This window comes from Aminobacter sp. MDW-2 (assembly GCF_014250155.1).
Classification (GTDB): Bacteria; Pseudomonadota; Alphaproteobacteria; order Rhizobiales; family Rhizobiaceae; genus Aminobacter; species Aminobacter ciceronei.
The window spans coordinates 4,471,604-4,496,918 of the sequence record NZ_CP060197.1 but is presented as its reverse complement, the minus strand read 5'-3'; the positions used below and the strand labels follow the sequence as shown (position 1 = coordinate 4,496,918).

Sequence of the window (25,315 nt, the reverse complement as noted above, 5' to 3'; positions counted from 1 at the left end):
CCCGCTGCCTGGAGGCGGCGAGTTTTTTCTGTGCAAGCTGGCGCGGGTGCTCATGGCCCGCAGGCCGGGGCATTGGTGAATTCAACGGCGACACCGAAGCCTGGAGCCGCAGCGTCGCATCTGCCGTTGACGATCGTATTGCCTGTCGAGCCGGTGAAGATGTTTGCCTCATAGATGTGCACGGCGCGCGTGTTGACGACGTCAGATGCGCGAGCGTCGATGGAGTTGCCACGGACAGTTCCGCTCGACATGAACATTTGAACACCAGTAACGTTGCCATCGGTGTAGTGCTCAACGGCGACGATGTTGTCGGCTATGGTCACATTGTTAGACCATCGAGCGCTGATACCAAAAGCAGTGTGGCCCGCCGATGTCGTGCTCACCGCGTTGTTGGTAATTGTTGCATGATTTACGTTTCTGGCGACTATTGCGATAGGATTGCCAAAGCTTCCCGGATTTTGGCGATGAACAACCATTCCTGAAAATGTGCTGTAGTCCGCCATCTCCACCGCAGCCTGATTGCCTGAAATTGCCGAGTTGATGGTAGCTGCTTGGGTGTACAACGTGGCGCTTCGGCCCGAAGCGCTGCTGACGATCGTGGCGCCGGCGCCCATCAACGTCTGGCCGGTCTGAAGTCGAACCGGGGCATTGGTGTCGAATGTGCCGGACAATATGACATGGCTGTTGGCGCCTGCGCCGGCCACTGCGCCGGCAAGATCTGCGCCAGTCGTCGTGCTGCTGCTGATCACCGAAAGCGAGCGACCGTCCGCCGTTTGCGTAGCCAGCTCTGCTGGTCCACCTGTCACCTGGGTGACGACATCGAGGTCCCGAACCACTCGTTCGGTCATCCGCGATTCCTGGGCGGTCAGGTGACCGCTTCTGCCGGCTGGACCAAGGGGGATGCGAAGGCGGGCAATGGCCGACGCTTCGGTGCCTCTGACATTGTCGTGCTGCAGCTCGGCCCCGACCGTCAATCTGGTACCTTCGGCCATACCGATGAGATCCGACAGGCCGTCGAAGCTGACCTCGAGGCGGCCGCGCGGGCCTGCTATAGCCTCGTCGACCTTGTCGCTGTCGAAATAGAAGCCACCGGCATAGGCGCGGATTTGGGTGGCGTCGCTCGGGTCAAGAATGGGCAGACGCCAGCCTATCTCGCCATCGAAGCCGGCGAGGGCATGCTCTTCCGTGCCCTGAATCCAGATGTTGGTACCGAAAATCGATGCGGTGGCGGCTTGGCCTGTGTCGCGGGTGCGCTGCCCGATCGGCAGGTAACCATTGAGGCGCAGCTCGAAGTCGGCATTGAGTGCCTCGATGCCGAGGGTCAGCTGTCGAAACGTGTTGTCGTGAACCGACCGGCGAACGTCGAAGTAGCCGTACCCACCAATGTTCCAGCCCTTGTCGAGCATGTGGCGAAGACCGACGCCAAAATTACCTTCGCGATTGGAGTTGTCGTCGAAACGCGCTCGGACGTCGGCGAACAAAAGCGAGGCGTCATTCTGCCACAGCGGCGCGAACAATGCGGCGTCGCCCAGCGTACGGGCCGAGCTCACTCGACCTTCAATCTCCAGATGCGCGCCCCATTTCGTTGCGAAGTCCGAGGCGAGGGCAAAGGGCATTGCAAAAAGCCATGCACCTGTCGCCAGTACCAGCCAGATGCCCCCATTCGTTCGATGCAAGTCCCCCACTGGTAGCTCCCGGCAGACGTTTCCCAAGTCGGCCGTCTACCCAGAGGACGCTTCGGAAAAAATACGTCACATGCCGTATTTCGGCAGTGCTCGCCGTAGAGCGGGTCTTTGGTCGCCTTAAATCGGGTGCGGTTCGGCGAAGCTGGCGAACGGCCCCACAGATCTGCGCCCGACACCGGAAACATGTTATGCTGGCGCCACTGACCTCCCAGGAGCCCCGCTGCCGCAAAGCAGCGGGGCCTTTTTTCGTTTTCGTTCATGCAGGCCGCGAGACTATCCCTCTCTCAGGCAGTTCCTGTTAATGGAAACCGACACCAGGGAGATCACGTTCCCCAGCTCGTCGGTCCGGGCGATGCCGCCGATGTCGAAACCGCATTGCGTCGCGGATTCGTAGCGGTTCTCCGCGTCGCGAAAATTGTAGTAGACCGCGCATCCCCTGTCGTCGCAGCGCGTCAGATTGTCGATCGGCCTCGACAGGCGCACGTTGAAATAGTCGCTCAGGGCGCGCCTTGTGCAGGGTTCCAGCGCCTCGGTGCAGGATGCGGCCAGCGCGATGGGTATCTCGATATTCAGGCTGCAGAAGCGGTGCGAAGCCGAAAAGCTTGTGCCCGGCATGGCGACCCTTGCCTTGATCAGGCAAAGCTCGCGCAGATGCTGGGAGTATCCGGTAGAATCGGTCGGGAATTCAAATGCCTGCGCTGCCTGACAAGGCAGGGCGAGCAGCACTGCAGCTGCAATCAGGCTGCGCAGATGCGGTCGCCGCCGTCGCGGATGTCTGATGTCGGCCAGATCAGTCACGGCTTCCCCGCCGCTCGTCTCGCATTCGAACACATTAGGCTTCAGCCCCCCTGCCGATCGCCGGAATGCCCCCAGGGACGTCCCCGGAACACTGAAAAGCATAGCTGCTGTCGGCGGGCGGGCAAGGGGGCGCATCGGGACCCGCACGACTCATGTTATGCTCTGTGCGTGAACCTCTCCCATCCTGCCCCGCTGCCGAAAGGCGCGGGGCTTTTGTCGAGAGCGCAAAGTCGCCAGCGCAAACAAGTACGGCCCGCCTGGACGTCGCCAGGTCGGGCCGTTCGTTGCGTAGCATGGGTTGGCGGGGCAGCCGACGCAACACTCATTCGTCGATGTAAGGCGTTGCGCCGGCGATCAACCCCACCTTGCCAATGCTTGATATTACTTGAGGCAGCGGCCGGCCGACAGTCAGCTGGATGGCGTAGCTCGATGGAGCGGGTTTTGGGGTGGCCCCGCCTCGATGCATCTGCGCGAGGCGGGCAACGGCACGGCTGTCACGACCTAGAAGCCGAAGCTCGCGCCGAGCCGCACGACATGGAGGTTGGTGTCGAAGTCGTAGCGGTAGGCGTCGCCAGATCCGAACGATCCCCTGTTGTCCTGGAGGTCGACATAAAGATATTCGGCGCGAAGCGACCAGTTGTCGGAAAGCGCATATTGTGCGCCGGCGCCTATGGTCCAGCCGGCGACGACATCGTCGGCGACGGCGTGGTTGCCTGGGCTGAAATCGTTGTCGTCATAGCTGCTCCTGACGTGGCCGAAGGCGAGGCCGCCGGTGACGAAGGGCAGGAGGCGGTCGACCGAATAGCCCAGGCGGGCGCGGGCCGTGCCGAACCAGTCGATGCGGGTCGAGAAGCTCTCATTGGAGCCCGGGATCATCGAGTTGGCGACGGTGGCGTCGATGTCGGTCCCGGTGATATCAAGCTCGACGCCATAGACCCATCGGCCGGATTGCCAGTTGTAGCCGGCGTGGACGCCGCCGAGGAAACCGTCCGAATCGAATCTGAATTCGGTGTCGCCGAAATTCGAGAAGGAATAGTCGTCCAGTTCGGTGACGGTGGTTCGGGCCCCGCCATAACCGAGATGGACGCCGGCATAGCCGCCGGCCCAGACAAACCCTGGCGCGGAGGCCGCGTCGGCGGCCCTGGCCGGCAGGCAGGCGGCAAAAGGCAGCGAGCCCGTCAGCAGCATCAGAACTGACGCCTGGCGGATGAATCTTGTCGTGGTCATGGCTTTCCCTGTTTTTGGCGACTGCAGAACGAACAGGGCAGCGTTCGTGGTGATAAAGGGCTGTCTACTGCAGCTTATGGTGGTGTGCAAGCGCCCCAAGCAACTTTGGCGCGGCGTGTTCTCCTGTCTGGCTGGCTTTATCAGGCGCGTTGCGGCAGAGTTGGAGCATGTGCGGCCGTGTCTTTGTCAGATCGACCCTTGCCGAGATGGTGCGCGGCTTCAGCTTTGCCGACCCCGGTGACGTCGGCGCGCTCGACAACAGCTTTCCCCGCTACAACGGCGCCCCGAGCCTGGTCTATCCGGTCATCGTGCAGGACGAAGCCCAGAAGGGCAGCGCGATGTTCGTCCAGGCGAAATGGGGGCTGGTGCCGTCCTGGCAGAAGGAGGCCGGCACGGGCCGTCCGCCGCCGGTCAACGCCCGCTCGGAAACCATCGCCACAAACGGCCTGTTCAAGCGCGCCTATGCCTCCCGGCGCTGCCTGGTGCCGATCGACGGCTATTTCGAGTGGCACGACATTCACGGCACCGGCAAGGACAAGCAGCCTTACGCCATTGCGATGAAGGACGGTTCACCCTTCGCGCTCGCCGGCATCGTCGATCTCTGGCGCAACCCAGAGACCGGCGAGCTTCTGCGCAGCTTCGCCATCGTCACCTGTTCCCCCAACGAACTGATGGCCACCATCCACGACCGCATGCCGGTCATCCTGGCACCAGTGGATTACCAGAGATGGATCGGCCCGGATGCCGATCCGGCCGAGCTGATGAAGCCGTTCCCCGCCGGGCTGATGACGATGTGGAAGATCGGCCGCAAGGTCGGCTCGCCGAGGAACGACACGCCTGACATTCTCGATCCCGCAGAGCCGTAGCCGCCCGGAACGCGCGCATCATCTTGATGGCGGGCGGCGCCTTCACGCTGACCAGGTCATCCCGCAGGCGCCGGCAACATGCTGGCGCCACTGACCTCCCAGGGCTGGCGAGGCCTTTTTTGTGCGCGCAAACAGGAGCCCCGAGGCCGGGGTTTGCGATCGCTCTCGCGCGCTAGAACCTGTAGCTCGCGCCGAGCCGCACGGCATGGATGTTGTTGTCGAAATCGTATCTGTAGCGGTCATTTCCATCCAGCAATGATCCCTGGCTGTCGTTGAGGTCGACAAACAGATACTCGGCACGGACGGACCAATTGTCTGTCAGGGCGTATTGCGCGCCTGCACCTATGGTCCAGCCACCCACAACTTCGTCCGCAACGGCATGATTGTTCTGGCTAGGGTCGTTGTCGTCGTAACTGCTTCTGATGTGGCCCATGGCGGCACCACCGGTCACGAACGGCAGGAAACGGTCGATCGAGTATCCTAGACGGACACGAGCGGTGCTGAACCAGTCGATCTTGGTCGAGAAGCTTTCGTTGGACATCGGCATCATGGAATTGGCGACGGTTTTGTCTATATTTGCGCCGGTGAAGTCAAACTCCACGCCATATACCAATTGACCCGACTGCCAGTTGTATCCAGCGTGCACGCCGCCAAGGAAGCCGTTAGAGTTGAATTTGAACTGCGTGTCGCCGAACGCCGAGAAGGAATAGTCATCCAGCTCTGTGACCGTGGTTCGGTCGCCGCCATAGCCGAGGTGGACGCCGGCATAGCCGCCAGTCCAGACAAACCCTGCGGGAGGGGCGGAGAGGGCGTCAGAAGCGGCTGCCGGCAAGCTGGCCGCGAGCGCCAAAGAACTCGCAAAAAGTGTCACAAAGGACGCCTTGCGAATAGACTTGATTATGGTGGGGTTCATGGCTTGCCCTCATTCACGACTCAAGTCGAGCGAACAGGGCAGCGTTCACGATACAGCGTGCGGTTATCATGAGTCATGATCAGGGGCAAGGTGGTTGACTATTCAGCCAGCGGTCGGGGCAGCCAGGATCGACGGCGTCAGCGGCACGCTCAACTGGATCGCCAAGCTGGTCATCAGCGGCATCATCCTGGCCATCGCCTTCATGATGGGCGGGGGCTTCAAGCTGCCGTGACAGCGGTATCGCTCTTGTTCAGCGATATTTGACAGCTAGACGGCGCCCCGCCGCGGCAAGGTCGCGGGGCTTTCGTCGTTTCGGCCGATCTTGCGGATGCGGCTTTGTGCGGCCCGTGCTATTTTAGCGATCCTGCAAGGAGCGTGCGCAATGCGATCATTCGTCCTGCTGACAGCTTCCATCGTCTTCGCATTGATCACCCTGACGCCGGGCCTTGCAACAGCGGAGAAGAAACTCGACAGCTGCAAGAGCGACCGGGCACGGTTATGCCCCGGTTTGGCAAGGCATGAATGCAAACTCGGGCGGTACGTCGATCAACTCTCTACGATGTGCAGGGCCGTTATCGAGCCTGAAATGAAGGCAAAGGGAAAGGTGCCGAAGCAGCGGGAGGCAAAAGGAAAGGCGCCGAAACAGCGCGAGGCGAAGGGTGACGGTGCGTGCGCGGCCGATAGGGCCCGTTTATGCGGATCATCCAAGGGTGGCGCCGATTGCAGGCTTGGCAAGATGATCAATGAACTGAGCCCCAGATGCCGGGCAACAGTGCAGCAGAGGCAGGCAACCCGTTAGGCGTGGCCGATTTCCGTCGTCGGTGACCTGCTGGATCGGGATTCGCCATCTGAACATTCTTGGCTGGCCATCTTTGGGCAGGCGCGTCGATCCCGCCGGCTTCGGCCGGCGGGCCTTTGCGTTCAGCAGCATCGCTCGAGACTATTCGCCGTTGTCGTGAACGATCCCCGGCTGTCCTGGAGGTCGACATAGAGATACTCGGCGCGAAGCGACCAGTTGTCGGTGGGGGCATATTGCGCGCCGGCGCGTATGGTCCAGCCGGCGACTCAGAAAACGATCTGTTTGATCTGGATCAGGGCTTTCTGGGAACGAACGCGAGATATTGCGCCGTTCACCAGAGGGTCAAGTGATGCTCGAACATACGATTCAGGCGACGCGCATCGACGAGCACGGCAGCGTCGCGCGATGCAAGGACGCGGCGATCCGTCTCGATACTGACATGGATGGACGCGCCGACGCATTCAACCCGGCGGAGATGCTGCTGGCGTCGCTTGCCGCCTGCATGATCAAGGGCATCGAACGGGCGGCCCCGCTCCTGAAGTTCGCATTCCGGGGGGTTGAGGTCCACCTGCGCGGCGTGCGCGAGGACAGTCCGCCGCGGATGGTTTTGGTGGAGTACGAGATCATCGTCGATACCGACGAACACGACCGTCGGATCGAACTTCTGCATAAGAACGTCCGCAAATATGGCACGATCTTCAACACCCTGTCTTCGGCCACCGTGTTGTCTGGCCAGATGGTCCGGAAGCTTTGACAGGCGTGGAAGCCGCCAGGGACTCGGTACAAACAGCTCGGCCAGCCTGACCGCATGGCGGTCCATTGCGGCGGTATCGGAGGGCGGCAGATCGAGCCGCGCCGTCATGTCAGCGGCGAGCACGCGCCCGCTGGCCGCGAGGAGGTCGACCGTTTCCGTCTTGGCGACCGGCGTCGCCACCGCGAGCGCTTTCGCAGCAGCGATGTCCACCGGGATCACTGCCGCGGCGGCGTCGGCTTGGCAGTGTCTTTGAAAGGCGAGCGCAGGCGAGGTCATGGCTGCTCCGGAAGGGGCCTCGCGACGGGAGAGGGGGAGCGTCGCCGGGCGTTTCCGTCCGGCAGCGCGATGCACGGGTCAGCCCGCGCTGTATTCCATCGACTTGAACGAAAGATCCGCAGCCGAGGCGGGCGCATCCGATATCTTGCGGATATTGGCCCAGGTGTGCTTGTAGTTCGGCAGGATCAGCTCGTTCGTGCCGGCATTGACGATGTTGCCCTGCGCGCCATTCGGCGCCCCGAACACCATGAAGGTCTCCTTTCGCCGTGCAGTCGGCGTCGGATAGACCAGCGCCTGCGTCGCACCGACGTCGTTGAACACCTCGACCAGGTCGCCGGCCTTGACCCCCAGTTCGGCCATGTCGTCCGGATTGATCTCGATGAACGGGATCGGGAAGCGGTCGGAAACGAAGTCGTTCGCCTTGTCCAGGAACCAGTTCTGCCAGATCACGTTGGCGCGGCCATTGTTGATGAGAAACGCGAAGTTGTCCCTCTGGTAGGCCTTGCCCGGCGCCTGCAGCCCGCGCCATTCGCCGCCGCAGAACAGCGCCTTGCCGTCCTCGCGGCCGTGACGCGTGAACTTGCCGTCGGTGTAGAGCCGCTTGGTCCCGACCAACTGGCCGTTCTCGAAGCCGACCACAGGCTCCTGCACGCCGTTGTTGCCCATGGCCCGCAGGCGGTCATACGTCACCTCCGGATTGCCGGAGTTGTAGCCGTCCATGAAGGCATCTTCCTCGGTCTTCCAGTCGTAGCCCTTGAACTGGTCGGCATAGGCGTCGCGACCCTCCTCGCGCAAGACCCGCTCCAGGTTCTGGGCGATTGCGGCTGCGATCAGGCAGTCCGGCTTGGCATTGCCCGGACCGTCCATGTATTTCTCGACCAGACGCAGCCTGCGCTCGCCGTTCATGGAGGTCAGGTTCATCTCGCCCGACTCCACCGCCGGCAGGATGACGTGCGCGGCCTGGCCGATCTGGCTGTGGATGATGTCCACGTTGACCGAGAACAAGCCTCCCGCGTTGATCGCGCCAACGATGGCGTCTACCAGTTCCTCGCGGCTGGACCCCGCATGGGCGTCCATGGCGTCCTTCACCATGTTGGTACGGCGGTTGTATTCGCGCTTGAACTCGGTCGCGTTGAGCGTGGTCTTGTAGTGGTCGTTGGCCCAGATGTGATGCACCTTGCCCTGGCCGCCGATGATGAGCTGATCGACATAAGGCGCTGGCCGGCCGACATGTGCGTCGGAGGGCCGGAAGTAGCCTTCCTGATGACCGCCGAGACGGCACACGCCACCGCCCTCTCGGCCGATGTTGCCGGTTGCGAGCCCGATGTTCACCAGCGCGCCGATGACGCGGTAGTTGTCGTTGCCCCAGATGATACCCTTTTCGTAACCGGTGGTGCATTTGCGGCGCGAGCCGTCGTCCTTTGGCTTGGCGATCCACTCGGCAGCCTTGACGATGTCGGCTTCGGACAGGCCGGTGATCGACGCGCCTTCGGCGAGCGACATCTTGCACTTGGCGCGCGCCATCTCGAACGAGCCCAGAGCGGCAGGGTGCGCCTCGTCCAGCGGCACCGCGACGTCGCCCTGGAGGGTCGATGCCGCGATGAAGTCACTGTCCACCCATCCCTGGTCGGCGATGTAGGTGAAGAGCGTATTGAACAGCGCCAGGTCGGTGCCGGTCTTGATCGCCAGGTGCAGCACATTGTCGGCGCCGGCCTCCACTTCGCAGGCATTGGCGGTCACTGTGCGGCGCGGATCGACGATGATCACCTTCGCCCCGTTGCGCATGCCCGGCACCATGTGATTCAGGAACAGGTTGGTCTGGCATTCGAGCGGGTTGGTGCCGACCAGCATGATCGTGTCGGTCAGCGTGTAGTCCTCGTACGCGTAGTTCAGCTCGTCGACACCCATGTCGCGGGTCGAGTGAACCTCGGAATTGTAGGCCGGCCGGTTGTGGATGCGGCAGTTCTTGACCTTCATCGAGCCGAAATAGAGCTTTCCCGTGCCCCAGGTGTTCTCGTAACCGCCGGCCGAACCGCCATGGTCGAACATCGAGACGAACAGGTCGTCCTCATCGTCCTTGTCGATGACGCGCGTGGTGACGCGGGCGACCAGATCGAGCGCGTCGGCCCAGCTCGTCGGCTGCCAGGTGCCGTAGCGCCAGACCATCGGCTCCGACAGACGCTGCTGCTGCGTACCCGTCTTGTCGGAGCGGCGGTTCTCGGCCATGCGGGCGCCGCGCACGGAGCCCAGGCCGGAATTCACGACGCAGCCCCTGTCCGGCTTGATGACGAGATGGACGTCCTTCCCGTCCTGCTTGACGATGTTGTACATCGACGGCGCGTACCAGGCCTCGGTCTCCGCCGGCTGCTGCTCGGCGAGGTTCACGCCGAAGGCGTTGGCGGCGGCGTCGGTGCCGCCCTGCTTGTTCACCGGCCAGGTGTAGGCGTGGTAGCCGCAGCCGACGATGCAATAGTGGCAAGTGACGTTATGCTTCTTCGCGTCCGCCGGGATGATCGGCAGGCGGTCGATGTTTCGCTTGTAAGCCATGGTTCCCTCCCTCAGAGCACGTTCGACAGGCGGCCGTAGAGAAGTTCGTCCACGCCTTCGGCGTAGATGTCGCCCTTCTCGTCCACCCTCAGCGCATATTGCGGAAGGTTCTGCGTTGCCTGGCCCCAGATCTGCTGGCCGCCGGCCTCGCAGTCGAAGCGGGAGTAATGGCCGGGGCAGTTCAGCGTGCGGTCGGCAGCAACGTAATTCAGTGGAAAGCCCTTATGCGGGCAGATCGTCGAGAAGCCGACAATGTCGCCATCCGGTCCCGCGCCGCCTTCGACGCGCGTGCCGAGCTTGAGCAGCACGCCAGGGGCGTTCTCGTCCGGATAGGCGACGTCCAGGGGTTCGTTCGGCTTGAGGTCGGCGACATTGCCGAGGCGGTTCAAGGGATAGTCGACCCGCGCAAGCGCTGCGGCCTTTGCAGGCGCCGCTGGAAGCGCGACGGCGGTGGCGGTAGCGGCAGCGGCAATCGCGCCACCCCGCAGAAACTGACGGCGACCGACATCGACCAACTTGTCGCAACGATCCATTGTTTTCCTCCCTGGTTCGCGACTGGGTACGCATTGCGTGCAGCAAGGAGCATGCCAGCTGCCGTTCGCCACCCCGACGCCGCAGTTGCAGGAACCTTGCAAATGCCGTCGATCGCGATGTCCGGAATTCCGGACATGCTGCGCCGCCGAAGGTCCGGAAACCCGGACGGCCGAAAGTGCGGGATTTCCGGTCGATTTTGACGGCGTGCGGCGCTAGTCTATCCGGCAGGGAGGATTTCGCGTCTTGACCGCACGGTACCCAGCCGCGAGCCAGGTACTCACGCGCCGTTCGGCCATCGCGCTGTGCGGCTCGGCGGCGGCGTCGGTCGCGTTCGCGCCGGGCCTCGCCTCCGCGAAGGACGAGGGGTTCAGGTTCGGCCTGACGCCCGTCTTCCTCTCGAACGATCTCGAACTGCTCGCTGCCCTTCGCGCGTATCTGTCCGAGGCGACCGGACATCCCGTGGAACTGGTCAGCCGCCGGACTTACCAGGAGATCACCGCACTGCTCGTCGCGGGCCAGCTCCACGCGGCATGGATCTGCGGCTATCCGTACGTCCAGTTCAAGTCGGAGCTCGATCTCGTCGCCACCCCGTCCTGGCATGGCAAGCCGCTCTACCAGTCCTACCTGATCGCCGCCCCTGACAGGCCCGCAAACCAATGGCAAGACCTGAAAGGAGACATCCACGCCTTCTCGGATCCGGACTCCAATTCCGGCTTCCTCGTCACCCGAGCGCTTCTGGCGGAGAACGGGCTGAAGCCCGAAGGTTTTTTCGCCCGCACCTTCTATACCTACGGTCATCGCAACGTGATCCGCGCCGTCGCCTCCGGGCTCGCCCAGTCCGGCAGCGTCGACGGCTATGTCTGGGATGTCATGCGCGAGATGGAGCCAGGCCTCGTCGGCCGCACACGAATCGTGCGCCGTTCCGAATGGCTCGGCTTTCCGCCGGTTGCGTCGCCGAAGGCCCTGGCAGGCGATCCCCGCATCGCGCGGCTCAAGCAGGCGCTGACGACGATGGATCGGCACGAGGAGGGCCGCAAGGTGCTGGCCTTGCTGAAACTCGACGGTTTCCTCGCCACCGAGCCAGCGCTGTTCGACACAATCGCGGCGAAGGTCGATGCGGTGAGGCGGTTCGGATGAGGTTCTTCGGCCGCCTGCGCACCATTCCAGTCTCCTATCGGGTGCCTATGCTGGTGGCGCTCCTGATGGTGGCGATCAGCGTGGTGATTTCCGAGCGCGTTCTCGACCGGCTGTCGCGCACCCAGGAATCCTTCCTCGACGGTCTCGCCGGCAGCTATCTCGACGGGCTGACCGCGGCGGTGCTGCCTGCGGTGCTGCGTGGCGACGTGTGGGAGGTCTTCGACGCGCTCGATCGCTCGCGAAAATCCTACGAGGCACTTTCGCCAATCGAGGCGGTGGTCACCGGTGCCGACGGCAAGGTTCTGGCGGCCACGGACCCGACCCGCATTCCCTCCTTCTCGGATCTGCCGGAAGCCTATGCCTCACGCTACGGTGCGAGCACGGTGACTTTCGACCGGGACTCCGCCACCGGCTTCGCTCACCGTGATCTCGTCTATCAGGGGCAGCCGGTCGGTGCGATCCACACCGCCTTCGACGCCTCCCACATTTTCGCCGAGCGCCGTGAGATCCTGGTGACGCTGCTCGTCACCAACGGAATCCTGGCGGCGGTGTTCGCCTTCGGCGGCTTCCTGCTGGTCCGCCGCATGATCGAACCGATGCGCGTGCTGGAGGATCACATGCGTGCCGCTGCGAACGGTGTCGCCGAGCCCATTCCGTCAGCCGAGTTTCCGGCGCGCGGCGGCGAGGTGGCGAGCCTCTTCAACGGCTACAACGCCCTCGTCCATGCCGAGCGCGAGCGCGCCAATTTCGCCATGCAGCTGGCAGAAGAGGAGAAGCTGGCCAGTCTCGGGCGGCTGGCCTCGGGCATGGCGCACGAGATCAACAATCCGCTGGGCGGCCTGTTCAACGCCATCGACACGCTGAAGACCCACGGCAGGACGCCCGGTGTGCGCGACACCTCCATCAGCCTGATCGAGCGGGGATTGCACGGCATAAGGGAAGTCGTCGAAGCGGCGCTTGCTACCTATCGGCCGGAGCGATCGGCCCGGCCGCTCAGCGCCGACGACCTCGAGGACGTCAAAGTGCTCATGAAGCCGGAACTGCGCAGGCGCAGGCAGCGGCTGGACTGGCAGGTCGACTGGCCTGCGGACGCCGCGGCAACGATCCCCGGCGGCCCGGTACGGCAAGCCGTGCTCAACCTTTTGCTCAATGCCAGCGCGGCGACGCCCGAGGGCGGCAGGATCGGTCTTAAGGTCGAGCGGACTGCGGACCGGTTGAAGATATCGGTCTCCGACGAAGGCCCCGGCATGCCCAGGGAATCGATCTCCATGCTGAGCGACGACGATCCCGGCCCCGCCGTCCGCGTCGGAAGAGGGCTAGGCTTGTGGATGGCCCGCCGGATGGTCGACGCCTGTGGAGGCAAGGCCACCGTAGAGCCAGCTCAGTCGTCGGGGTCGATCGTTACGCTTATCTTGCCGATCCGGGAGGAAGCAAAGCATGAAAACAGTCGTGCCGCCTGACCGCGCGCGTGTCGGGCTCGTCGAGGACGATCCCGTCATGGGCGGTTCCATTGTCCAGCGGCTGGAACTTGAGGGCTGGGAGGTGACCTGGTGGCAGACCGGGCGCGAGGCTGTCGCAGGGCTGGGTCGTGTTGCCGGCGCGCTCGATCTCGTGATCTGCGACATAAGGCTGCCGGATATGTCCGGCGAAGCTGTCTTCGAAGAGGCAGCGCGGCAGCCCAACGCGCCGCCCTTCCTGTTCGTTACCGGCTTCGCCGAGATTGACCAGGCCGTTCGCCTCATGCGCTCAGGCGCGGCCGACTTCATGACCAAGCCCTTCGCAATGGACGACTTTCTGAAACGCATCGCCACAGGCCGGCGGAGCGCCTGCTCCGGCATGCGGCTGAAGGAATATGTGCTTGGCCAGTCGCCGACGATCCAGCACGCCGAGGATCTCATCCATCGCTATGCCGTGCACGATCTGCCGGTGCTGATCACCGGCGAAACCGGGTCCGGCAAGGAGGTCGCGGCGCGGCTCCTGCACCAGATCTCCGCGCGGGCAGAGCAGCCCTTCGTCGCGGTGAACTGCGTCGCAATCCCAGCCGACCTCCTGGAGAGCGAAATCTTCGGCCACGAGAAGGGAGCATTCACCGGCGCCCACCAGCGCCACCTCGGATACGCCGAACGCGCGAAGGGCGGCACGCTCTTCCTCGACGAGATCGGCGACATGCCGGCCGCGCTGCAAGCCAAGCTGCTCCGGCTGATCGAAAGCGAGTCTTTCACGCGCCTCGGCGGCGAGACGCCGGTTCCCTTCCGCGCCCGCATCGTCGCCGCAACGCACAGAGACCTGGCGCCGGGTCAGGCGTCGGGATTCCGCGAGGACCTCTATTTCCGGCTCGCCGTGCTCCCTGTCGAGATTCCGCCATTGAGACAACGGCCCGAAGACATCGTCTGGCTGCTTGACCGCTTTCTCGAGAATGCGGTCGCGCGCTCCCACGCCCGCATCCGCGGCTTCAGCGCACTAACGGAGGAGGCAGCACTCGTCTATTTGTGGCCGGGCAACGTGCGCGAATTGCGCAACCGCGTCGACCGTGCGGTCGCACTCTCGGCTTCGGAATGGATCATGCCGGGCGATCTATTCCCCGACAGTCCGGGAAGGCGGCCCGTACCTGGTTTCCTTCCTCTCGCCGACGTCCGCGACGCAGCCGAACGGCGGCAGATCGAACGCGCGCTGGAACAGACCGACGGACAGGTCATCAAAGCTGCCGAATTGCTCGGCATCGGTCGTTCGACGCTTTGGGAGAAGATGACACGGCTGGGGGTGCGTATTTGATCAGCGTGATCGCGCCACGTGGCGTGGTCGGCAAGATCGAAACCGAGCGTTGAACTGAGATCGCTTTTCACGGGGACTTGGCGTCTTCGACGACATCCAACACAAATGTCGTGTTGCCCCGCGTGTGTCCGCCCATGTTCAAGGCTGTGACTGCAATTTCGCCCAGGCGAATTACGTCTCCTTCACGCAGGACGCGGTCGATCGTTGTTGGCGGATAGTAGCAAGCCTCATCCTTGCCATAGTGAAAGTGGCTCTTGCCGCCATCCAGCATGGCAGGGCCATCACCCTCCCTCATGGCAAACTTGCCGGCGCAGCATTGTGGGCTAACTCCAGCCTTTACGGGAGCAGCCTTCCGGTGCCGTCAACTTGTTGTCGTCGAACGGCGATCAGAAGTGATAATTGACGCCCAGCCGCGCGGTATGGAACTTGAAGTCGGCCAGGAAACCATCGCCGTTGCCTTCGCCAAAACGGGCTCTTCCAAGATCGACGAACAAGTGCTCGGCCTTGGCTGACCATTTGTCGTTGAAAGCCCACTCAAGGCCGCCGCCTGCGGTCCAGCCGGTCTTGGTATCGCTGCCGCACCAAACGTCGCCAGGACACCCGCCATCAAGTTCACCACTGACGCGACCGATGGCGACACCGGCTGAAACAAATGGCAGGACTGGACCGACCGCATACCCCAGACGAGCGCGCAGTGTCGCTGCCCAATCGACCCGGAACGTGCAGATATCCTCAACACCGCAGCCCCAGTCGTCGCCGCCGTCGCCTTTACCCGACATGCCCGCGCCCGAAACGTCACCCTCGACGCCAACGACCAAGTTGCCGAATTGCTTGTTGTAGCCAACTGTTAGGCCGCCGATGGCTCCCGAGTAGCCGATGTCATCGGAGTGTACGCCATCGAATGCGCTCGTATCACCGGTTCCGTATCCGACCATGCCGCCCATATAGACGCCCGACCAGTCAACCGCGGAGCCGTTCTGGCCAGCATCGGCTGTTTCGTTGGTGACAAGCAAAGCCGCGCCCAAGAGCAGTACGACCAGTCGTATTCTGATGTTTTGGCGAAAGGTGGAACTGTGGTCCATCTCTGATAGCCCCGACTAAAGCTCAAGTTGAGCGAACGGGGCAGCGTTCGCGATGCATTTTTGCGACTATCACGGGCGGCAACGCAAGACAAGACGGCTGATCTTCCGCCGTGGCGTCCCATCGGAACGTTCAAAACGCCCCCGCTGCCTGGAGGCAGGTGGCTTTTCCTGCGTTTGGGAGGAATGGCGGCGAAAGGCCGGCCAGCATCGGGCAGCATCGGCGGCCCGACATTGGTCTTGCGCGCCCGCTGAGCCGTGGACGCGCCTGCGCCGGCCAGCCCGTTGCTGGCATCCGACGACAGCTGGTCCTGGGCTAGTCGCGGCTTTCGCCGGTGTCCCGCTCAGCACGCACCCGGTCCGGCAGGCCGTCATGGTCGCCGAGCGGCCGCTTCGGTGCGTCGTGCCACCAGTCCTCGCGGATCGCCTTGCGCTCGAGATTGACCGGATAGATGATCCGGTTCTCGTCCTTGTTGGTTTCGCCGACCACCAGCAGGCGCACTTCGGCGTCGGTGTTGTTGAGGAAGCTGTGCGCCAGCCCGGTGCCGGCGGGGAAGCCGACGGAATCCCCCGGCTTGAGGCGGTGCAGCACCCCGTCGAGCCAGACGTCGGGCTCGCCCTCGATGACATGGACGAATTCTTCCTCCAGGCTTTCGGCATGCGGAAACGAGGTGCGCCGGCCCGGCGGCAGGCGGACATGGTGGATGCCGAGGCGTTCGAGGCCGAAATGCTGGGCGAGCGGCGCGCCGAGCCCGCGCAGCTCCGAGGTGCCGATGAAGGTCTCGCCGTCGGGCTTTTCGACCTCGCTCCAGTGGGCGATTTCGGCAGGGCGGCCTGAGGTTGTCATCTCGATACTCCCGATGAACGTGCCACATTCAGAAGGGCGAACGTCGTGATGGCGACGCTGCCTGTTGGTTCGCGTGCGCAGGAAGAGGTATCACGGTCAGCTTTCGGGTGCAGCTGCGCCCGGCCGCCGCCGGTCTCACCCCACGGCGTTTGCCGCTGCCAGGCCGGCAGCGATGTCTTCTTTCAGGTCGGCGACGTCTTCGAGGCCGATCTGCAGCCGGATGATCGGGCCTTCATAAGGACCGTTGGCGATTTTGCGGTCGGCGAGGCTGACCTGTACGGCGAGGCTTTCATAGCCGCCCCAGGAATAGCCGAGGCCGAAGATCTCGAGCGCGTCGAGGAAGGCATGCGCTTTGTCAGTGCCGCCGCCCGCAAGCACCACCGAGAAGATGCCGCTCGAGCCGGAGAAGTCGCGCTTGAACAGCTTGTGGTCGGGGTGGCTTTCGAGGCCCGGATGCAGCACGCGGGCGACACCTTGCTTGCCTTCGAGCCAGCGCGCGATCTCGAGCGTGCTCTTCTGGTGATGGGCGAGCCGCACGCCCATGGTGCGCAGGCCGCGCAGCACCTGGTAGACATCGTCGGGGCCGGCACAGCAGCCGAGCGTGACATAGGCGTCGTGCAGCTTCGGCCAGCAGGCGGCATTGGCCGACACCGTGCCGCTCAAGACGTCCGAATGGCCGGCCGGATATTTGGTCGCCGCATGGATGGTGACGTCGACGCCGAAGTCGAGCGCCTTGAAATAGAGCGGCGTCGCCCAGGTGTTGTCCATCATGACGATGGCGCCCGCTTCATGCGCTGCCTTGGAGATCGCCGGAATATCCTGGATCTCGAAGGTGTTGGACGCAGGCGATTCGGTGAACACCACCTTGGTGTTCGGCTTGATCAGAGCCGTTATGCCTGCGCCGACATGCGGATCGTAGTAATCGACCTCGACGCCGAGGCGCTTGAGCATGGTGTCGGCGAAATGGCGGGTCGGAAAGTAGACGGAATCGGTGATCAGTATGTGGTCGCCCGACGACAGGAAGCCGAGCAGGGGGATCGTCACCGCGGCCAGCCCAGAGGGCACGGCGATGGTGCCGGCCGAGCCTTCGAGCTCGTCGATGGCGTGGCACAGCGCGTCGCTGGTCGGCGTTCCGCGGGTGCCATATGTGTATTTTTGAGCACGCCCGGCCATTGTCGCAGCGTTGGGGAACAGAACCGTCGAGGCGTGCACGACCGGCGGATTGACAAAGCCATGAAAGCCGTGTGGATCGTGCCCGGAATGCGTCAGCCGCGTGTTGACGCCTTTGATCCTGCCATTGTCACGAGTCATGAATCCGCACCCTTTCAGTGAAGACGCCAGCCATAAAGCGACGCCCCGAGCCGTGCAACCGCCGCAGGCGCCCGTTCGGCTGGGCCAGATCTGGCCCAAGGGTTTTGCCGGGCGTCTTTGGGAGACGGTGGCGTTTTCCTCGCGCCGCATCCGCCGCCGCCCCGTTGGCGCGCCGCAGCCGGTGTGGTCGCGCGGGCTGACCTTGCTGCTTTTCTGCGGCGCCGTTTGCGTCGCGCTTCTGTTCACCATCGATTCGAAGGTGATGAACTTCATGCTCAGCAACCGAAACGGCTTCACCGCCTGGCTCGCCTGGCTGAGCGATATCGGCAAGTCGGAATGGTATCTCGTGCCCGCCTTGCTGGTCTATCTCGCCACCGCCGCCGCCGACTGGCGCGGCGTCGGTCACGGCGTGAAGGCGCGGCTGGTGACGCTGTTCGGCCAGGCCGCCTTCGTCTTCGGCATGGTTGCCTTCACAGGCATTGCCGTCAACATCGTCAAGCTGTTCTTCGGCCGCGCCCGGCCGGCCTTTTATGGCGAATATGGCGCCTATCATTTCGACCCCTTCGTGGTGACGCGTTATTCCTCGAGCTTTCCCTCCGGCCACGCCACGACAATCGGCACCGTGGCGGCGATCCTGATGATCTGGTTTCCGCGTCACTGGCTGCCGATCGGCATCGTCGGTCTGGCGCTGTCGGCGCTCAGGATTCCGGCAGCGGCGCATTATCCCTCCGACATCACCGCCGGCTTCCTGTTCGGCCTGATCGTGACCATCGTCGCCGCCCGATTCTTCGCCGTGCGGCGGGTCGGCTTCAGGCTGGTGGCGGGAAAGCTGCTGCCGGCGGCTGTCGGTTTTGGCAGACGAAAACGCGCCGCCCGCTGACGTCTTCGAAGTGAAGCGGACACCGGCCGCAGCAATCATTGCCGCTGATTTCTAATACTAAAGGCGCAGCCGGCGGCAGCGGGCCTTTATTGCTTGACCTCACAAGAATTATCGCCTTCGATGCATCCGTGAACCGGACTGCAGCAATGTGCGCCGGACAGGACGCGCAATCCGGATTTGGGCCGGGTAGGGGATGCTGAGTTCACAATTCAAAAAGGCAGGCAAAAAAAGCCTGTAAAAAACAGAAGGGTTCGTGGGTCATGAAGTACATCATTTCAGGCATTCTCGGGGCAGCCACGCTCGGCATGGTGGCGACGGCCGCATCTGCCGGCACCCTTGAGGACGTCAAGGCAAAGGGCTTCCTGCAATGCGGCGTCAGCACCGGCCTGGCCGGTTTCTCGGCGCCGAACGACAAGGGCGACTGGCAGGGTCTGGACGCCGATTTCTGCCGCGCAGTGGCCGCTGCAGTGTTCGGTGACGGCACCAAGGTCAAGTTCACGCCGCTCTCCGCCAAGGAGCGTTTCACCGCGTTGCAGTCGGGTGAAATCGACCTGCTGTCGCGCAACACCACCTGGACCATCAATCGCGACACCGCACTTGGTCTCAACTTCGTCGGCGTCACCTATTTCGACGGCCAGGGCTTCATGATCAACGCCAAGAAGCTGCCGGGCGTCAATTCCGCGCTGCAGCTTTCGGGCGCCGCCGTCTGCGTGCAGACCGGTACGACGACCGAACTCAATCTCGCCGACTACTTCAAGGCGAACAAGATGGAGTACAACCCGGTCGTCTTCGAGAAGCTCGAAGAGGTCAACGCCGCTTATGACGCCGGCCGTTGCGACGTCTACACCACCGACCAGTCGGGCCTCTACGGCATCCGCCTGACGCTGGGCGCGCCGGACGATCACGTCGTGCTGCCGGAGATCATCTCCAAGGAGCCGCTCGGACCTGCCGTGCGCCAGGGCGACGACAAGTGGTATCACATCGTCAAGTGGACCTATTTCGCGCTGCTGACCGCCGAGGAACTCGGCATCACCCAGGCCAATGTCGAAGAGATGAAGGCGTCGGGTAACCCCGAGGTCAAGCGCGTGCTCGGCACCGAAGCCGACACCAAGATCGGCACCGATCTCGGCCTCGGCAACGACTGGGTCGTCAACATCGTCAAATCAGTGGGCAACTACGGCGAAGTCTTCGAACGCAATGTCGGCCAGGGCAGCCCGCTGAAGATCGCCCGCGGCATCAATGCGCTCTGGACCAAGGGCGGCCTGCAGTACGCACCGCCGATCCGCTGATCCGAAGTCTCACCCGGAGGGCGGCGCTGCCGCCTTCCGGCTCCTCTTTTGAAGGGACTTCCGATGGCTACGCAGGACATTCCCCAAGACGTAGGGGGCGGCCGCGCGTCGCTGCTCTACGACCCGAAGGTGCGCGGCATCTTCTTCCAGATCCTGGTGGTCGTTGCGCTCACCGCCTTCGTCTACTGGATCATCGGCAACACGATCGAAAACCTCAAGCGCGCCAACATCGCCTCGGGTTTCGCCTTTCTCAACGGCCGCGCCGGTTTCGACGTCAGCGACACGCTGATCCAGTTCGATTCCGATTCGACCTACAAGCGCGCCTTGCTCGTCGGCCTGATCAACACCGTGGTCGTGGCCGGCGCCGGCATTGTCACGGCGTCGATTCTCGGCTTCCTGATCGGCATCGGACGGCTGTCCAACAACTGGCTGATCCGCAAGATCTGCACGGTCTATGTCGAGCTGTTCCGCAACATCCCGCCGCTCCTGGTCATCTTCTTCTGGTATTTCGGCGTGCTTTCCGTGCTGCCCTTGCCGAAGGAGAGCATCGAGCTGCCCTTCGGCTCCTATCTCAACAGCCGTGGCTTCTATTTCCCCAAGGCGGTCTGGGGCGAAGGCGCGTGGCTGATCGGCGTGGCCCTGTTGCTCGGCATCGCCATGTCGTGGTTCGTCGCCCGGCAGGCAAGGCAGCGGCAGATGGCAACGGGCGCGACATTCCCCGTGTTCTGGACCTCGCTGGCCCTGATCGTCGGCCTGCCGCTTCTGGCGCTTGTCGCCACCGGCTTTCCCGTCAGCTTCGACTTGCCGCAGAAGTCGACCTTCAACCTGACCGGCGGCCTGCAGATCAAGCCCGAGTTCCTGTCGCTCTATCTGGCGCTGTCGTTCTACACCGCAGCCTTCATCGCCGAGATCGTGCGTGCCGGCATTCGCGGCGTCAACAAGGGCCAGACCGAAGCGTCCTCGGCGCTCGGCCTGCGCTCCGGCCAGGCGCTCAGGCTGGTGGTGGTGCCGCAGGCGATGCGCATCGTCATCCCGCCGCTGACCAGCCAGTTTCTCAACCTGACCAAGAACTCGTCGCTGGCGATCGCCATCGGCTATCCGGATCTGGTCGCCGTCGGTGGAACGGTACTCAACCAGACCGGACAGGCGATCGAGATCGTGGTCATCTGGATGGTCGTCTATCTCGGCCTCAGCCTGATCACCTCGGCCTTCATGAACTGGTTCAATGCCAAGATGGCATTGGTGGAAAGGTAAGGAGGCGGACATGTCGCAAAACGACCTTCATTACGTCCGCACCGAAATGGCGCTGCCGCAACCAGCGCCGCTTCGCGAGCGCGGGCCGGTGGCCTGGATTCGCAAGAACCTGTTCGCCAACCCGTTCGATTCGGTGCTGACCATCATCGGCATGATCATCGTGATCATGATCCTGCCGCCATTGGTCGACTGGGCGCTGGTCCAGGCGCAATGGACCGGCACCGACCGGACCTTCTGCTCGACCGTCGCCCAGGGCGGCATCCAGCCGGAAGGCTGGTCCGGCGCCTGCTGGGCCTTCGTCAACGCCAAGTTCGGCCAGTTCATGTTCGGCCGCTATCCGATCGAGGAGCGCTGGCGCGTCATTCTGGTGGCGATCATGTTCGTGGCGCTTCTGGTGCCGCTGCTGATCCCCCGGGTGCCGCGCAAGGGGCTGAACGCATTCCTGTTCCTGGTGGTGTTTCCGATCGTCGCGGCCTTCCTGCTGATCGGTGGGTTCTTCGGCCTGCCGCATGTCGAGACCCCGCTCTGGGGCGGCCTGCTGGTGACGCTGACCCTGTCTTATGTCGGCATCGTCGTGTCGCTGCCGCTCGGCATCCTCCTGGCGCTCGGACGGCGCTCGAAGATGCCTGTCGTCAAGATGCTCAGCGTCATCTTCATTGAGACTGTGCGCGGCGTGCCGCTGATCACGGTGCTGTTCATGGCCAGCGTCATGCTGCCCCTGTTCCTGCCGGCCGGCGTCAGCTTCGACAAGTTCCTGCGGGCGCTGATCGGTGTGTCGCTGTTCGCCTCGGCCTATATGGCGGAGGTGGTGCGCGGCGGCCTGCAGGCGATCCCCAAGGGCCAGTATGAAGGGGCCGATTCGCTCGGCCTCAGCTATTGGCAGAAGACCGGACTGATCATCCTGCCGCAGGCGCTGAAGCTGGTCATCCCGGGCATCGTCAACACCTTCATCGGCCTGTTCAAGGACACCAGCCTGGTCTACATCATCTCGATGTTCGACCTGCTCGGCGTCGTCAGGCAGAATTTTTCGGATCCGGCCTGGGCGTCGCCCCAGACCCCGGCGTCAGGGCTCGTCTTTGCGGCGCTGGTGTTCTGGATGTTCTGCTTTGGAATGTCGCGATATTCCATTTATATGGAGCATCGCCTCGACACCGGGCACAAGCGATAACGAACAACAAAAGGGAACGGCCCATGGCCATAGAAAACGCAGTCAGCGCCGACGACATCAAGGTCGATGGGGCAAAGATGCACATCTCTGATACCGACGTCGCCATCGACATCGTCGGCATGCACAAGTGGTATGGCGAGTTCAACGTGCTCAAGGACATCAACCTCAAGGTGATGCGCGGCGAGCGCATCGTCATCTGCGGTCCGTCCGGCTCGGGCAAGTCGACAATGATCCGCTGCATCAACCGTCTGGAAGAGCACCAGAAGGGCAAGATCATCGTCGACGGCAAGGAGCTGACCAACGATCTCAAGAAGATCGACGAGGTCCGCCGCGAAGTCGGCATGGTGTTCCAGCACTTCAACCTGTTCCCGCATCTGACCATCCTGGAGAACTGCACGCTGGCGCCGATCTGGGTGCGCAAGACGCCGAAGAAGCAGGCCGAGGAGCAGGCGATGCACTTCCTGCGTCGCGTCAAGATCCCGGAGCAGGCCAACAAATATCCGGGCCAGCTGTCGGGCGGCCAGCAGCAGCGTGTGGCGATCGCCCGCTCGCTGTGCATGAACCCGCGCATCATGCTGTTCGACGAGCCGACCTCGGCGCTCGATCCGGAAATGATCAAGGAGGTGCTGGAGACCATGGTCGGCCTCGCCGAAGAGGGCATGACCATGCTGTGCGTGACCCACGAAATGGGCTTCGCCCGCAAGGTCGCCAACCGCGTCATCTTCATGGACCAGGGCCAGATCGTCGAAGAGAACACGCCGAGCGAGTTCTTCGACCATCCGCGCCATGAGCGCACCAAGCTGTTCCTGAGCCAGATCCTGCACTAGCGCAATTCCAGGAGAAGTGTGCGGCGGTTTTTCCTAGGAATTGCGCAACAACAAGGGTCCAGAGAGTTTCCGCGATTCGAAGAAAAGCGGAAATTCTCCAGGGACCTGCCGCAAGATCAAAAAGCCCGGTCGTATTTTGGCCGGGCTTTTTTGTTGCTACTGCTGGACCGAAGCGGGGGCGGGGCCGGTTGAAAAGAATTCTACGTCTGCTCGGCGCTGTCGTGTTTGTGGCCGTGGCGGCGGTGGCCCTGGGCACGCTGGTGCCGCGGCCGCTGTTCGGGCGTGCTGACGATCAGGCCGCACCCCGCCATATCCTCGTCTTCACCAACCCGATCCACACCGACATCGCCGTGCCGATCGACGATGCCGTGCTGCAGAAATTCGGCTTCCTGCTCGACGCCGGCATCCAGGCCGACCTGCCGGCGGCGCGTTACCTGGTGTTCGGCTGGGGCAGCAAGGCCTTCTATATCGGCACGCCGACCTGGTCGGAGCTGAAGCCCGGACCGGTGTTTGCGGCGCTGACGCTCGACAATTCGGTCATGCATGTCGATCTCGCCGGCGACGTCGACCTGCCTCAGCCCGCCGTCCAGCGTTTCGAGCTCGGCGAGGCGGGTTTTGCCGCCATGCTCGACTTCATCGAGCGCAGTTTCGTGCGCGACGAAGGGGCCGTTCAGCGCATTTTCGGGGTAGCCTATGGCGAATATGACGGCTTCTTCGATGCCCATGGCAAGTTCAACGCACTCGCCGGCTGCAACACCTGGACGGCGGCGGCACTCCGGGAAGCCGGCTTGACGACAGGCTGGTGGAACCCGCTGCCGGCGACCTTGAATTTTTCGCTCGGCCTCTACAACCGGTCGTCGGATGATCCAGGCGGCGACCAGCCCGGCGGCGTCCAGCCATAAAGCCAGTCCATGTCGGCGGCGAGGCTCGCCGGCGACTTGAACCTGAGGAACAGGTTGCGGGCGAGCGCCACCGGCCCGCTCGCATGCCAGGCGAAATGGTTGAGCGCGCCGCGCCGCGCCACCCTGGCGACACGCGCCTTGCGCGCCGCTTCCCACTGTTGCAGCGCATCCGCCTTGTTCTGGGCGGCGAGCACGGCGTCGGCCAGCGTCCAGGCATCCTCGATCGCCATGGCGGCACCCTGGGCGGCAAAGGGTGTCATGGCGTGCGCCGCATCGCCGATCAGCACGATGCCGGATGCCGAGGTCCAGGGACGGGAGGCATCGACAGTGTGCAGCGGCCACACCGTCCACGGCCCGGCCTCCTGGACAAGCCGGGAGAGTGCCGGGGCCGTGCCCTGCATGGCGCGGGCCAGGGCGCCGGCATCGGTTTCACCGGACCATTGCTCGGAAATTGCCGTGCCGGGGGTGAAAGCGACAAGATTGACCGCATGGCCGGCGCGGACCGGATAGGCGACCATATGGAAGCCGGGATGCAGGAAGGTCGTGACAGTCGTCAGCGATGTCACTCCGGCGAACTGCCGGCCCGGCTCGCTGTCGACCGGGATCGTCGTGCGCCAGGCCAGTTCGCCCGAGAACCGGCTCTTTTCATGCGGGCCGACAAGGCGCCGGCTGGCCGACCAGACGCCGTCGGCGGCAACGAACAGGCCGGCCTCTTGCTGTGACGTGATGCCGTCCTGGGTGATCGAGATGCCGAGACCGTCCGCCCTGGGCTCGACCGTGTCGACTGTCGATCCGGTGGCGACCGAGATCAGCAGGCTTTCGCTGACGCGGCTGAGCAGCGCCGACTGCAGATCGGCGCGGTGGGCAACGAGGTAAGGCGCCTTCCAGCGGCGTTCGGCCGCAGCACCCAGCGGCACGCGGCCGCGCTCGACAAGGCTTGCCGCGCAGCGCAGCACCACCGCCTCGGGCCGCACGGCAGTCCTGCTGACCAGATCGAGCACGCCGAGGCGGTCGAGAATGCGGGTGGCGTTGGGAGAAAGCTGGAGACCGGCGCCGACTTCTTCGAGCACCGGCGAACGTTCATGGACGTGGACACTGACGCCGTGCCGGGCAAAGGCAAGGGCGGCGGTCAGCCCCGCGATGCCGGCGCCTGCAATGACGACCGGCGGCGACCGCATGATCGTGCCTGGGCCTCAGGCGGCGCGGTCGATGGCGTAGAGGCTGCCCGCCGGCAGGGTCTCGGTGGCCTTCAGCTTGGCGGAGTAGCGGTACAGCGTCGAGCAGTAGGGGCAGACCTTCTCGGAATCGGCGCCCATGTCGAGGAACACATGCGGGTGGTCGAACGGAGCCTTGGCGCCCACGCACATGAACTCCTTGACGCCGATCTCGATCACGGCATGTCCAGCGTCGTTCTGGAAGTGGGGGATGGAGCCACCGGCCATGGTATTTT

The 25,315-nt window shown here is 63.6% G+C and carries 26 protein-coding genes and 1 pseudogene; 13 read left to right on the top strand and 14 right to left on the bottom strand.

The annotated features are described in order from the left end of the window. Positions 1 to 50 precede the first annotated feature (50 nt). The 3 genes from H5P29_RS22130 to H5P29_RS22120 form a co-directional block, all read right to left on the bottom strand. The gene (locus H5P29_RS22130; RefSeq protein WP_067963493.1) at positions 51 to 1,616 is read right to left on the bottom strand and encodes an inverse autotransporter beta domain-containing protein; all 1,566 of its coding nucleotides are present in this window, start codon (positions 1,614 to 1,616) and stop codon (positions 51 to 53) included. Positions 1,617 to 1,958: 342 nt separating this feature from the next. Further along, positions 1,959 to 2,483, bottom strand: a complete 525-nt coding sequence (locus H5P29_RS22125) for a hypothetical protein (protein ID WP_154385491.1) — start codon at positions 2,481 to 2,483, stop codon at positions 1,959 to 1,961. A 501-nt stretch (positions 2,484 to 2,984) separates the two neighbouring features. Continuing rightward, positions 2,985 to 3,710: an outer membrane protein gene (locus H5P29_RS22120; RefSeq protein WP_154385490.1), complete on the bottom strand. Its 726-nt coding sequence runs from the start codon at positions 3,708 to 3,710 to the stop codon at positions 2,985 to 2,987. Positions 3,711 to 3,877: 167 nt separating this feature from the next. Here H5P29_RS22120 and H5P29_RS22115 point away from each other — a divergent pair, with 167 nt between their 5' ends. After that, on the top strand, positions 3,878 to 4,576 hold the full coding sequence (locus tag H5P29_RS22115; protein WP_154385489.1) for an SOS response-associated peptidase: 699 nt from the start codon (positions 3,878 to 3,880) through the stop codon (positions 4,574 to 4,576). Positions 4,577 to 4,748: 172 nt separating this feature from the next. Here the strand turns inward: H5P29_RS22115 and H5P29_RS22110 are convergent, their stop codons facing one another. Further along, positions 4,749 to 5,489 (bottom strand): outer membrane protein, encoded by a 741-nt coding sequence (locus H5P29_RS22110; protein ID WP_154385488.1) that lies wholly within the window; start codon positions 5,487 to 5,489, stop codon positions 4,749 to 4,751. 94 nt (positions 5,490 to 5,583) lie between these two features. Here H5P29_RS22110 and H5P29_RS22105 point away from each other — a divergent pair, with 94 nt between their 5' ends. Together H5P29_RS22105 and H5P29_RS22100 are read left to right on the top strand one after the other, a co-directional pair. Next, positions 5,584 to 5,721: a hypothetical protein gene (locus H5P29_RS22105; RefSeq protein ID WP_154385487.1), complete on the top strand. Its 138-nt coding sequence runs from the start codon at positions 5,584 to 5,586 to the stop codon at positions 5,719 to 5,721. Positions 5,722 to 5,871: 150 nt separating this feature from the next. Next, a complete protein-coding gene (locus H5P29_RS22100) occupies positions 5,872 to 6,288 on the top strand; it encodes a hypothetical protein (RefSeq protein ID WP_067963475.1) in 417 nt (138 codons plus the stop codon). A gap of 122 nt (positions 6,289 to 6,410) precedes the next feature. On the opposite strand, the gene H5P29_RS22095 is transcribed toward H5P29_RS22100, so the two are convergent. Beyond that, positions 6,411 to 6,539 (bottom strand): outer membrane protein, encoded by a 129-nt coding sequence (locus H5P29_RS22095; RefSeq protein WP_157097224.1) that lies wholly within the window; start codon positions 6,537 to 6,539, stop codon positions 6,411 to 6,413. 98 nt (positions 6,540 to 6,637) lie between these two features. Here H5P29_RS22095 and H5P29_RS22090 point away from each other — a divergent pair, with 98 nt between their 5' ends. Next, complete coding sequence (locus tag H5P29_RS22090) at positions 6,638 to 7,042, top strand: OsmC family protein (protein WP_067963472.1); 405 nt, start codon at positions 6,638 to 6,640, stop codon at positions 7,040 to 7,042. Between the two features lie 81 nt (positions 7,043 to 7,123). On the opposite strand, the pseudogene H5P29_RS32970 reads toward H5P29_RS22090, so the two are convergent. The 3 genes and pseudogenes from H5P29_RS32970 to H5P29_RS22075 form a co-directional block, all read right to left on the bottom strand. After that, positions 7,124 to 7,318, bottom strand: a pseudogene (locus H5P29_RS32970) (hypothetical protein); the annotation flags it as partial. 78 nt (positions 7,319 to 7,396) lie between these two features. Next, a complete protein-coding gene (locus H5P29_RS22080; protein WP_067963469.1) occupies positions 7,397 to 9,865 on the bottom strand; it encodes an arsenate reductase (azurin) large subunit in 2,469 nt (822 codons plus the stop codon). Between the two features lie 11 nt (positions 9,866 to 9,876). Beyond that, a complete protein-coding gene (locus H5P29_RS22075; RefSeq protein ID WP_067963465.1) occupies positions 9,877 to 10,398 on the bottom strand; it encodes an arsenate reductase (azurin) small subunit in 522 nt (173 codons plus the stop codon). A 244-nt stretch (positions 10,399 to 10,642) separates the two neighbouring features. On the opposite strand from H5P29_RS22075, the gene H5P29_RS22070 reads away from it, so the two are divergent. The 3 genes from H5P29_RS22070 to H5P29_RS22060 are packed head-to-tail and all read left to right on the top strand — an operon-like array spanning position 10,643 to position 14,308. After that, the gene (locus H5P29_RS22070; protein ID WP_154385486.1) at positions 10,643 to 11,536 is read left to right on the top strand and encodes a PhnD/SsuA/transferrin family substrate-binding protein; all 894 of its coding nucleotides are present in this window, start codon (positions 10,643 to 10,645) and stop codon (positions 11,534 to 11,536) included. Further along, positions 11,533 to 12,996, top strand: coding sequence for a sensor histidine kinase (locus H5P29_RS22065; RefSeq protein ID WP_154385485.1), 1,464 nt, complete (start codon positions 11,533 to 11,535; stop codon positions 12,994 to 12,996). The genes H5P29_RS22070 and H5P29_RS22065 overlap by 4 nt, the downstream gene beginning before the upstream one ends. Next, a complete protein-coding gene (locus H5P29_RS22060; RefSeq protein WP_154385484.1) occupies positions 12,974 to 14,308 on the top strand; it encodes a sigma-54 dependent transcriptional regulator in 1,335 nt (444 codons plus the stop codon). The genes H5P29_RS22065 and H5P29_RS22060 overlap by 23 nt, the downstream gene beginning before the upstream one ends. 67 nt (positions 14,309 to 14,375) lie before the next feature. On the opposite strand, the gene H5P29_RS22055 is transcribed toward H5P29_RS22060, so the two are convergent. From H5P29_RS22055 to H5P29_RS22040, 4 genes are all read right to left on the bottom strand, one after another. Next, on the bottom strand, positions 14,376 to 14,579 hold the full coding sequence (locus H5P29_RS22055; RefSeq protein WP_154385483.1) for a hypothetical protein: 204 nt from the start codon (positions 14,577 to 14,579) through the stop codon (positions 14,376 to 14,378). Between the two features lie 115 nt (positions 14,580 to 14,694). Further along, entirely contained in the window at positions 14,695 to 15,390 is a 696-nt protein-coding gene (locus tag H5P29_RS22050; protein WP_154385482.1) for an outer membrane protein, read from the bottom strand. A 313-nt stretch (positions 15,391 to 15,703) separates the two neighbouring features. Next, a complete protein-coding gene (locus H5P29_RS22045; RefSeq protein ID WP_154385481.1) occupies positions 15,704 to 16,234 on the bottom strand; it encodes a cupin domain-containing protein in 531 nt (176 codons plus the stop codon). Between the two features lie 135 nt (positions 16,235 to 16,369). After that, entirely contained in the window at positions 16,370 to 17,545 is a 1,176-nt protein-coding gene (locus H5P29_RS22040; RefSeq protein ID WP_067963445.1) for a cystathionine beta-lyase, read from the bottom strand. A gap of 52 nt (positions 17,546 to 17,597) precedes the next feature. Between H5P29_RS22040 and H5P29_RS22035 the strand changes: the two genes are divergently transcribed. From H5P29_RS22035 to H5P29_RS22010, 6 genes are all read left to right on the top strand, one after another. Then, the gene (locus H5P29_RS22035; RefSeq protein WP_185910163.1) at positions 17,598 to 18,425 is read left to right on the top strand and encodes a phosphatase PAP2 family protein; all 828 of its coding nucleotides are present in this window, start codon (positions 17,598 to 17,600) and stop codon (positions 18,423 to 18,425) included. Positions 18,426 to 18,685: 260 nt separating this feature from the next. After that, positions 18,686 to 19,714 (top strand): amino acid ABC transporter substrate-binding protein, encoded by a 1,029-nt coding sequence (locus H5P29_RS22030; RefSeq protein ID WP_067963441.1) that lies wholly within the window; start codon positions 18,686 to 18,688, stop codon positions 19,712 to 19,714. Positions 19,715 to 19,777: 63 nt separating this feature from the next. Continuing rightward, positions 19,778 to 20,968 (top strand): amino acid ABC transporter permease, encoded by a 1,191-nt coding sequence (locus H5P29_RS22025; protein ID WP_067963437.1) that lies wholly within the window; start codon positions 19,778 to 19,780, stop codon positions 20,966 to 20,968. A 10-nt stretch (positions 20,969 to 20,978) separates the two neighbouring features. Further along, the gene (locus H5P29_RS22020; RefSeq protein WP_067963434.1) at positions 20,979 to 22,136 is read left to right on the top strand and encodes an amino acid ABC transporter permease; all 1,158 of its coding nucleotides are present in this window, start codon (positions 20,979 to 20,981) and stop codon (positions 22,134 to 22,136) included. A gap of 23 nt (positions 22,137 to 22,159) precedes the next feature. Beyond that, a complete protein-coding gene (locus H5P29_RS22015; protein ID WP_154385479.1) occupies positions 22,160 to 22,963 on the top strand; it encodes an amino acid ABC transporter ATP-binding protein in 804 nt (267 codons plus the stop codon). A 188-nt stretch (positions 22,964 to 23,151) separates the two neighbouring features. Next, on the top strand, positions 23,152 to 23,865 hold the full coding sequence (locus H5P29_RS22010; RefSeq protein WP_154385478.1) for a TIGR02117 family protein: 714 nt from the start codon (positions 23,152 to 23,154) through the stop codon (positions 23,863 to 23,865). Here H5P29_RS22010 and H5P29_RS22005 read toward each other — a convergent pair. Both H5P29_RS22005 and H5P29_RS22000 read right to left on the bottom strand, forming a co-directional pair. Then, positions 23,808 to 25,043, bottom strand: coding sequence for an FAD-dependent monooxygenase (locus H5P29_RS22005; protein WP_154385477.1), 1,236 nt, complete (start codon positions 25,041 to 25,043; stop codon positions 23,808 to 23,810). The two genes, H5P29_RS22010 and H5P29_RS22005, sit on opposite strands and share 58 nt — an antisense overlap. 15 nt (positions 25,044 to 25,058) lie before the next feature. After that, positions 25,059 to 25,307: a zinc-finger domain-containing protein gene (locus tag H5P29_RS22000; RefSeq protein WP_154385476.1), complete on the bottom strand. Its 249-nt coding sequence runs from the start codon at positions 25,305 to 25,307 to the stop codon at positions 25,059 to 25,061. Between the last annotated feature and the right edge of the window lie 8 nt (positions 25,308 to 25,315).

Coding starts and splice junctions, on each gene's coding strand:
- H5P29_RS22130 (WP_067963493.1), bottom strand. CDS start 1,616: ATGCCCTTTGCCCTCGCCTCGGACTTCGCAACGAAATGGGGCGCGCAT.
- H5P29_RS22120 (WP_154385490.1), bottom strand. CDS start 3,710: ATGACCACGACAAGATTCATCCGCCAGGCGTCAGTTCTGATGCTGCTG.
- H5P29_RS22115 (WP_154385489.1), top strand. CDS start 3,878: ATGTGCGGCCGTGTCTTTGTCAGATCGACCCTTGCCGAGATGGTGCGC.
- H5P29_RS22110 (WP_154385488.1), bottom strand. CDS start 5,489: ATGAACCCCACCATAATCAAGTCTATTCGCAAGGCGTCCTTTGTGACA.
- H5P29_RS22100 (WP_067963475.1), top strand. CDS start 5,872: ATGCGATCATTCGTCCTGCTGACAGCTTCCATCGTCTTCGCATTGATC.
- H5P29_RS22090 (WP_067963472.1), top strand. CDS start 6,638: ATGCTCGAACATACGATTCAGGCGACGCGCATCGACGAGCACGGCAGC.
- H5P29_RS22080 (WP_067963469.1), bottom strand. CDS start 9,865: ATGGCTTACAAGCGAAACATCGACCGCCTGCCGATCATCCCGGCGGAC.
- H5P29_RS22075 (WP_067963465.1), bottom strand. CDS start 10,398: ATGGATCGTTGCGACAAGTTGGTCGATGTCGGTCGCCGTCAGTTTCTG.
- H5P29_RS22065 (WP_154385485.1), top strand. CDS start 11,533: ATGAGGTTCTTCGGCCGCCTGCGCACCATTCCAGTCTCCTATCGGGTG.
- H5P29_RS22060 (WP_154385484.1), top strand. CDS start 12,974: ATGAAAACAGTCGTGCCGCCTGACCGCGCGCGTGTCGGGCTCGTCGAG.
- H5P29_RS22055 (WP_154385483.1), bottom strand. CDS start 14,579: ATGCTGGATGGCGGCAAGAGCCACTTTCACTATGGCAAGGATGAGGCT.
- H5P29_RS22050 (WP_154385482.1), bottom strand. CDS start 15,390: ATGGACCACAGTTCCACCTTTCGCCAAAACATCAGAATACGACTGGTC.
- H5P29_RS22045 (WP_154385481.1), bottom strand. CDS start 16,234: ATGACAACCTCAGGCCGCCCTGCCGAAATCGCCCACTGGAGCGAGGTC.
- H5P29_RS22040 (WP_067963445.1), bottom strand. CDS start 17,545: ATGACTCGTGACAATGGCAGGATCAAAGGCGTCAACACGCGGCTGACG.
- H5P29_RS22030 (WP_067963441.1), top strand. CDS start 18,686: ATGAAGTACATCATTTCAGGCATTCTCGGGGCAGCCACGCTCGGCATG.
- H5P29_RS22025 (WP_067963437.1), top strand. CDS start 19,778: ATGGCTACGCAGGACATTCCCCAAGACGTAGGGGGCGGCCGCGCGTCG.
- H5P29_RS22020 (WP_067963434.1), top strand. CDS start 20,979: ATGTCGCAAAACGACCTTCATTACGTCCGCACCGAAATGGCGCTGCCG.
- H5P29_RS22015 (WP_154385479.1), top strand. CDS start 22,160: ATGGCCATAGAAAACGCAGTCAGCGCCGACGACATCAAGGTCGATGGG.
- H5P29_RS22005 (WP_154385477.1), bottom strand. CDS start 25,043: ATGCGGTCGCCGCCGGTCGTCATTGCAGGCGCCGGCATCGCGGGGCTG.
- H5P29_RS22000 (WP_154385476.1), bottom strand. CDS start 25,307: ATGGCCGGTGGCTCCATCCCCCACTTCCAGAACGACGCTGGACATGCC.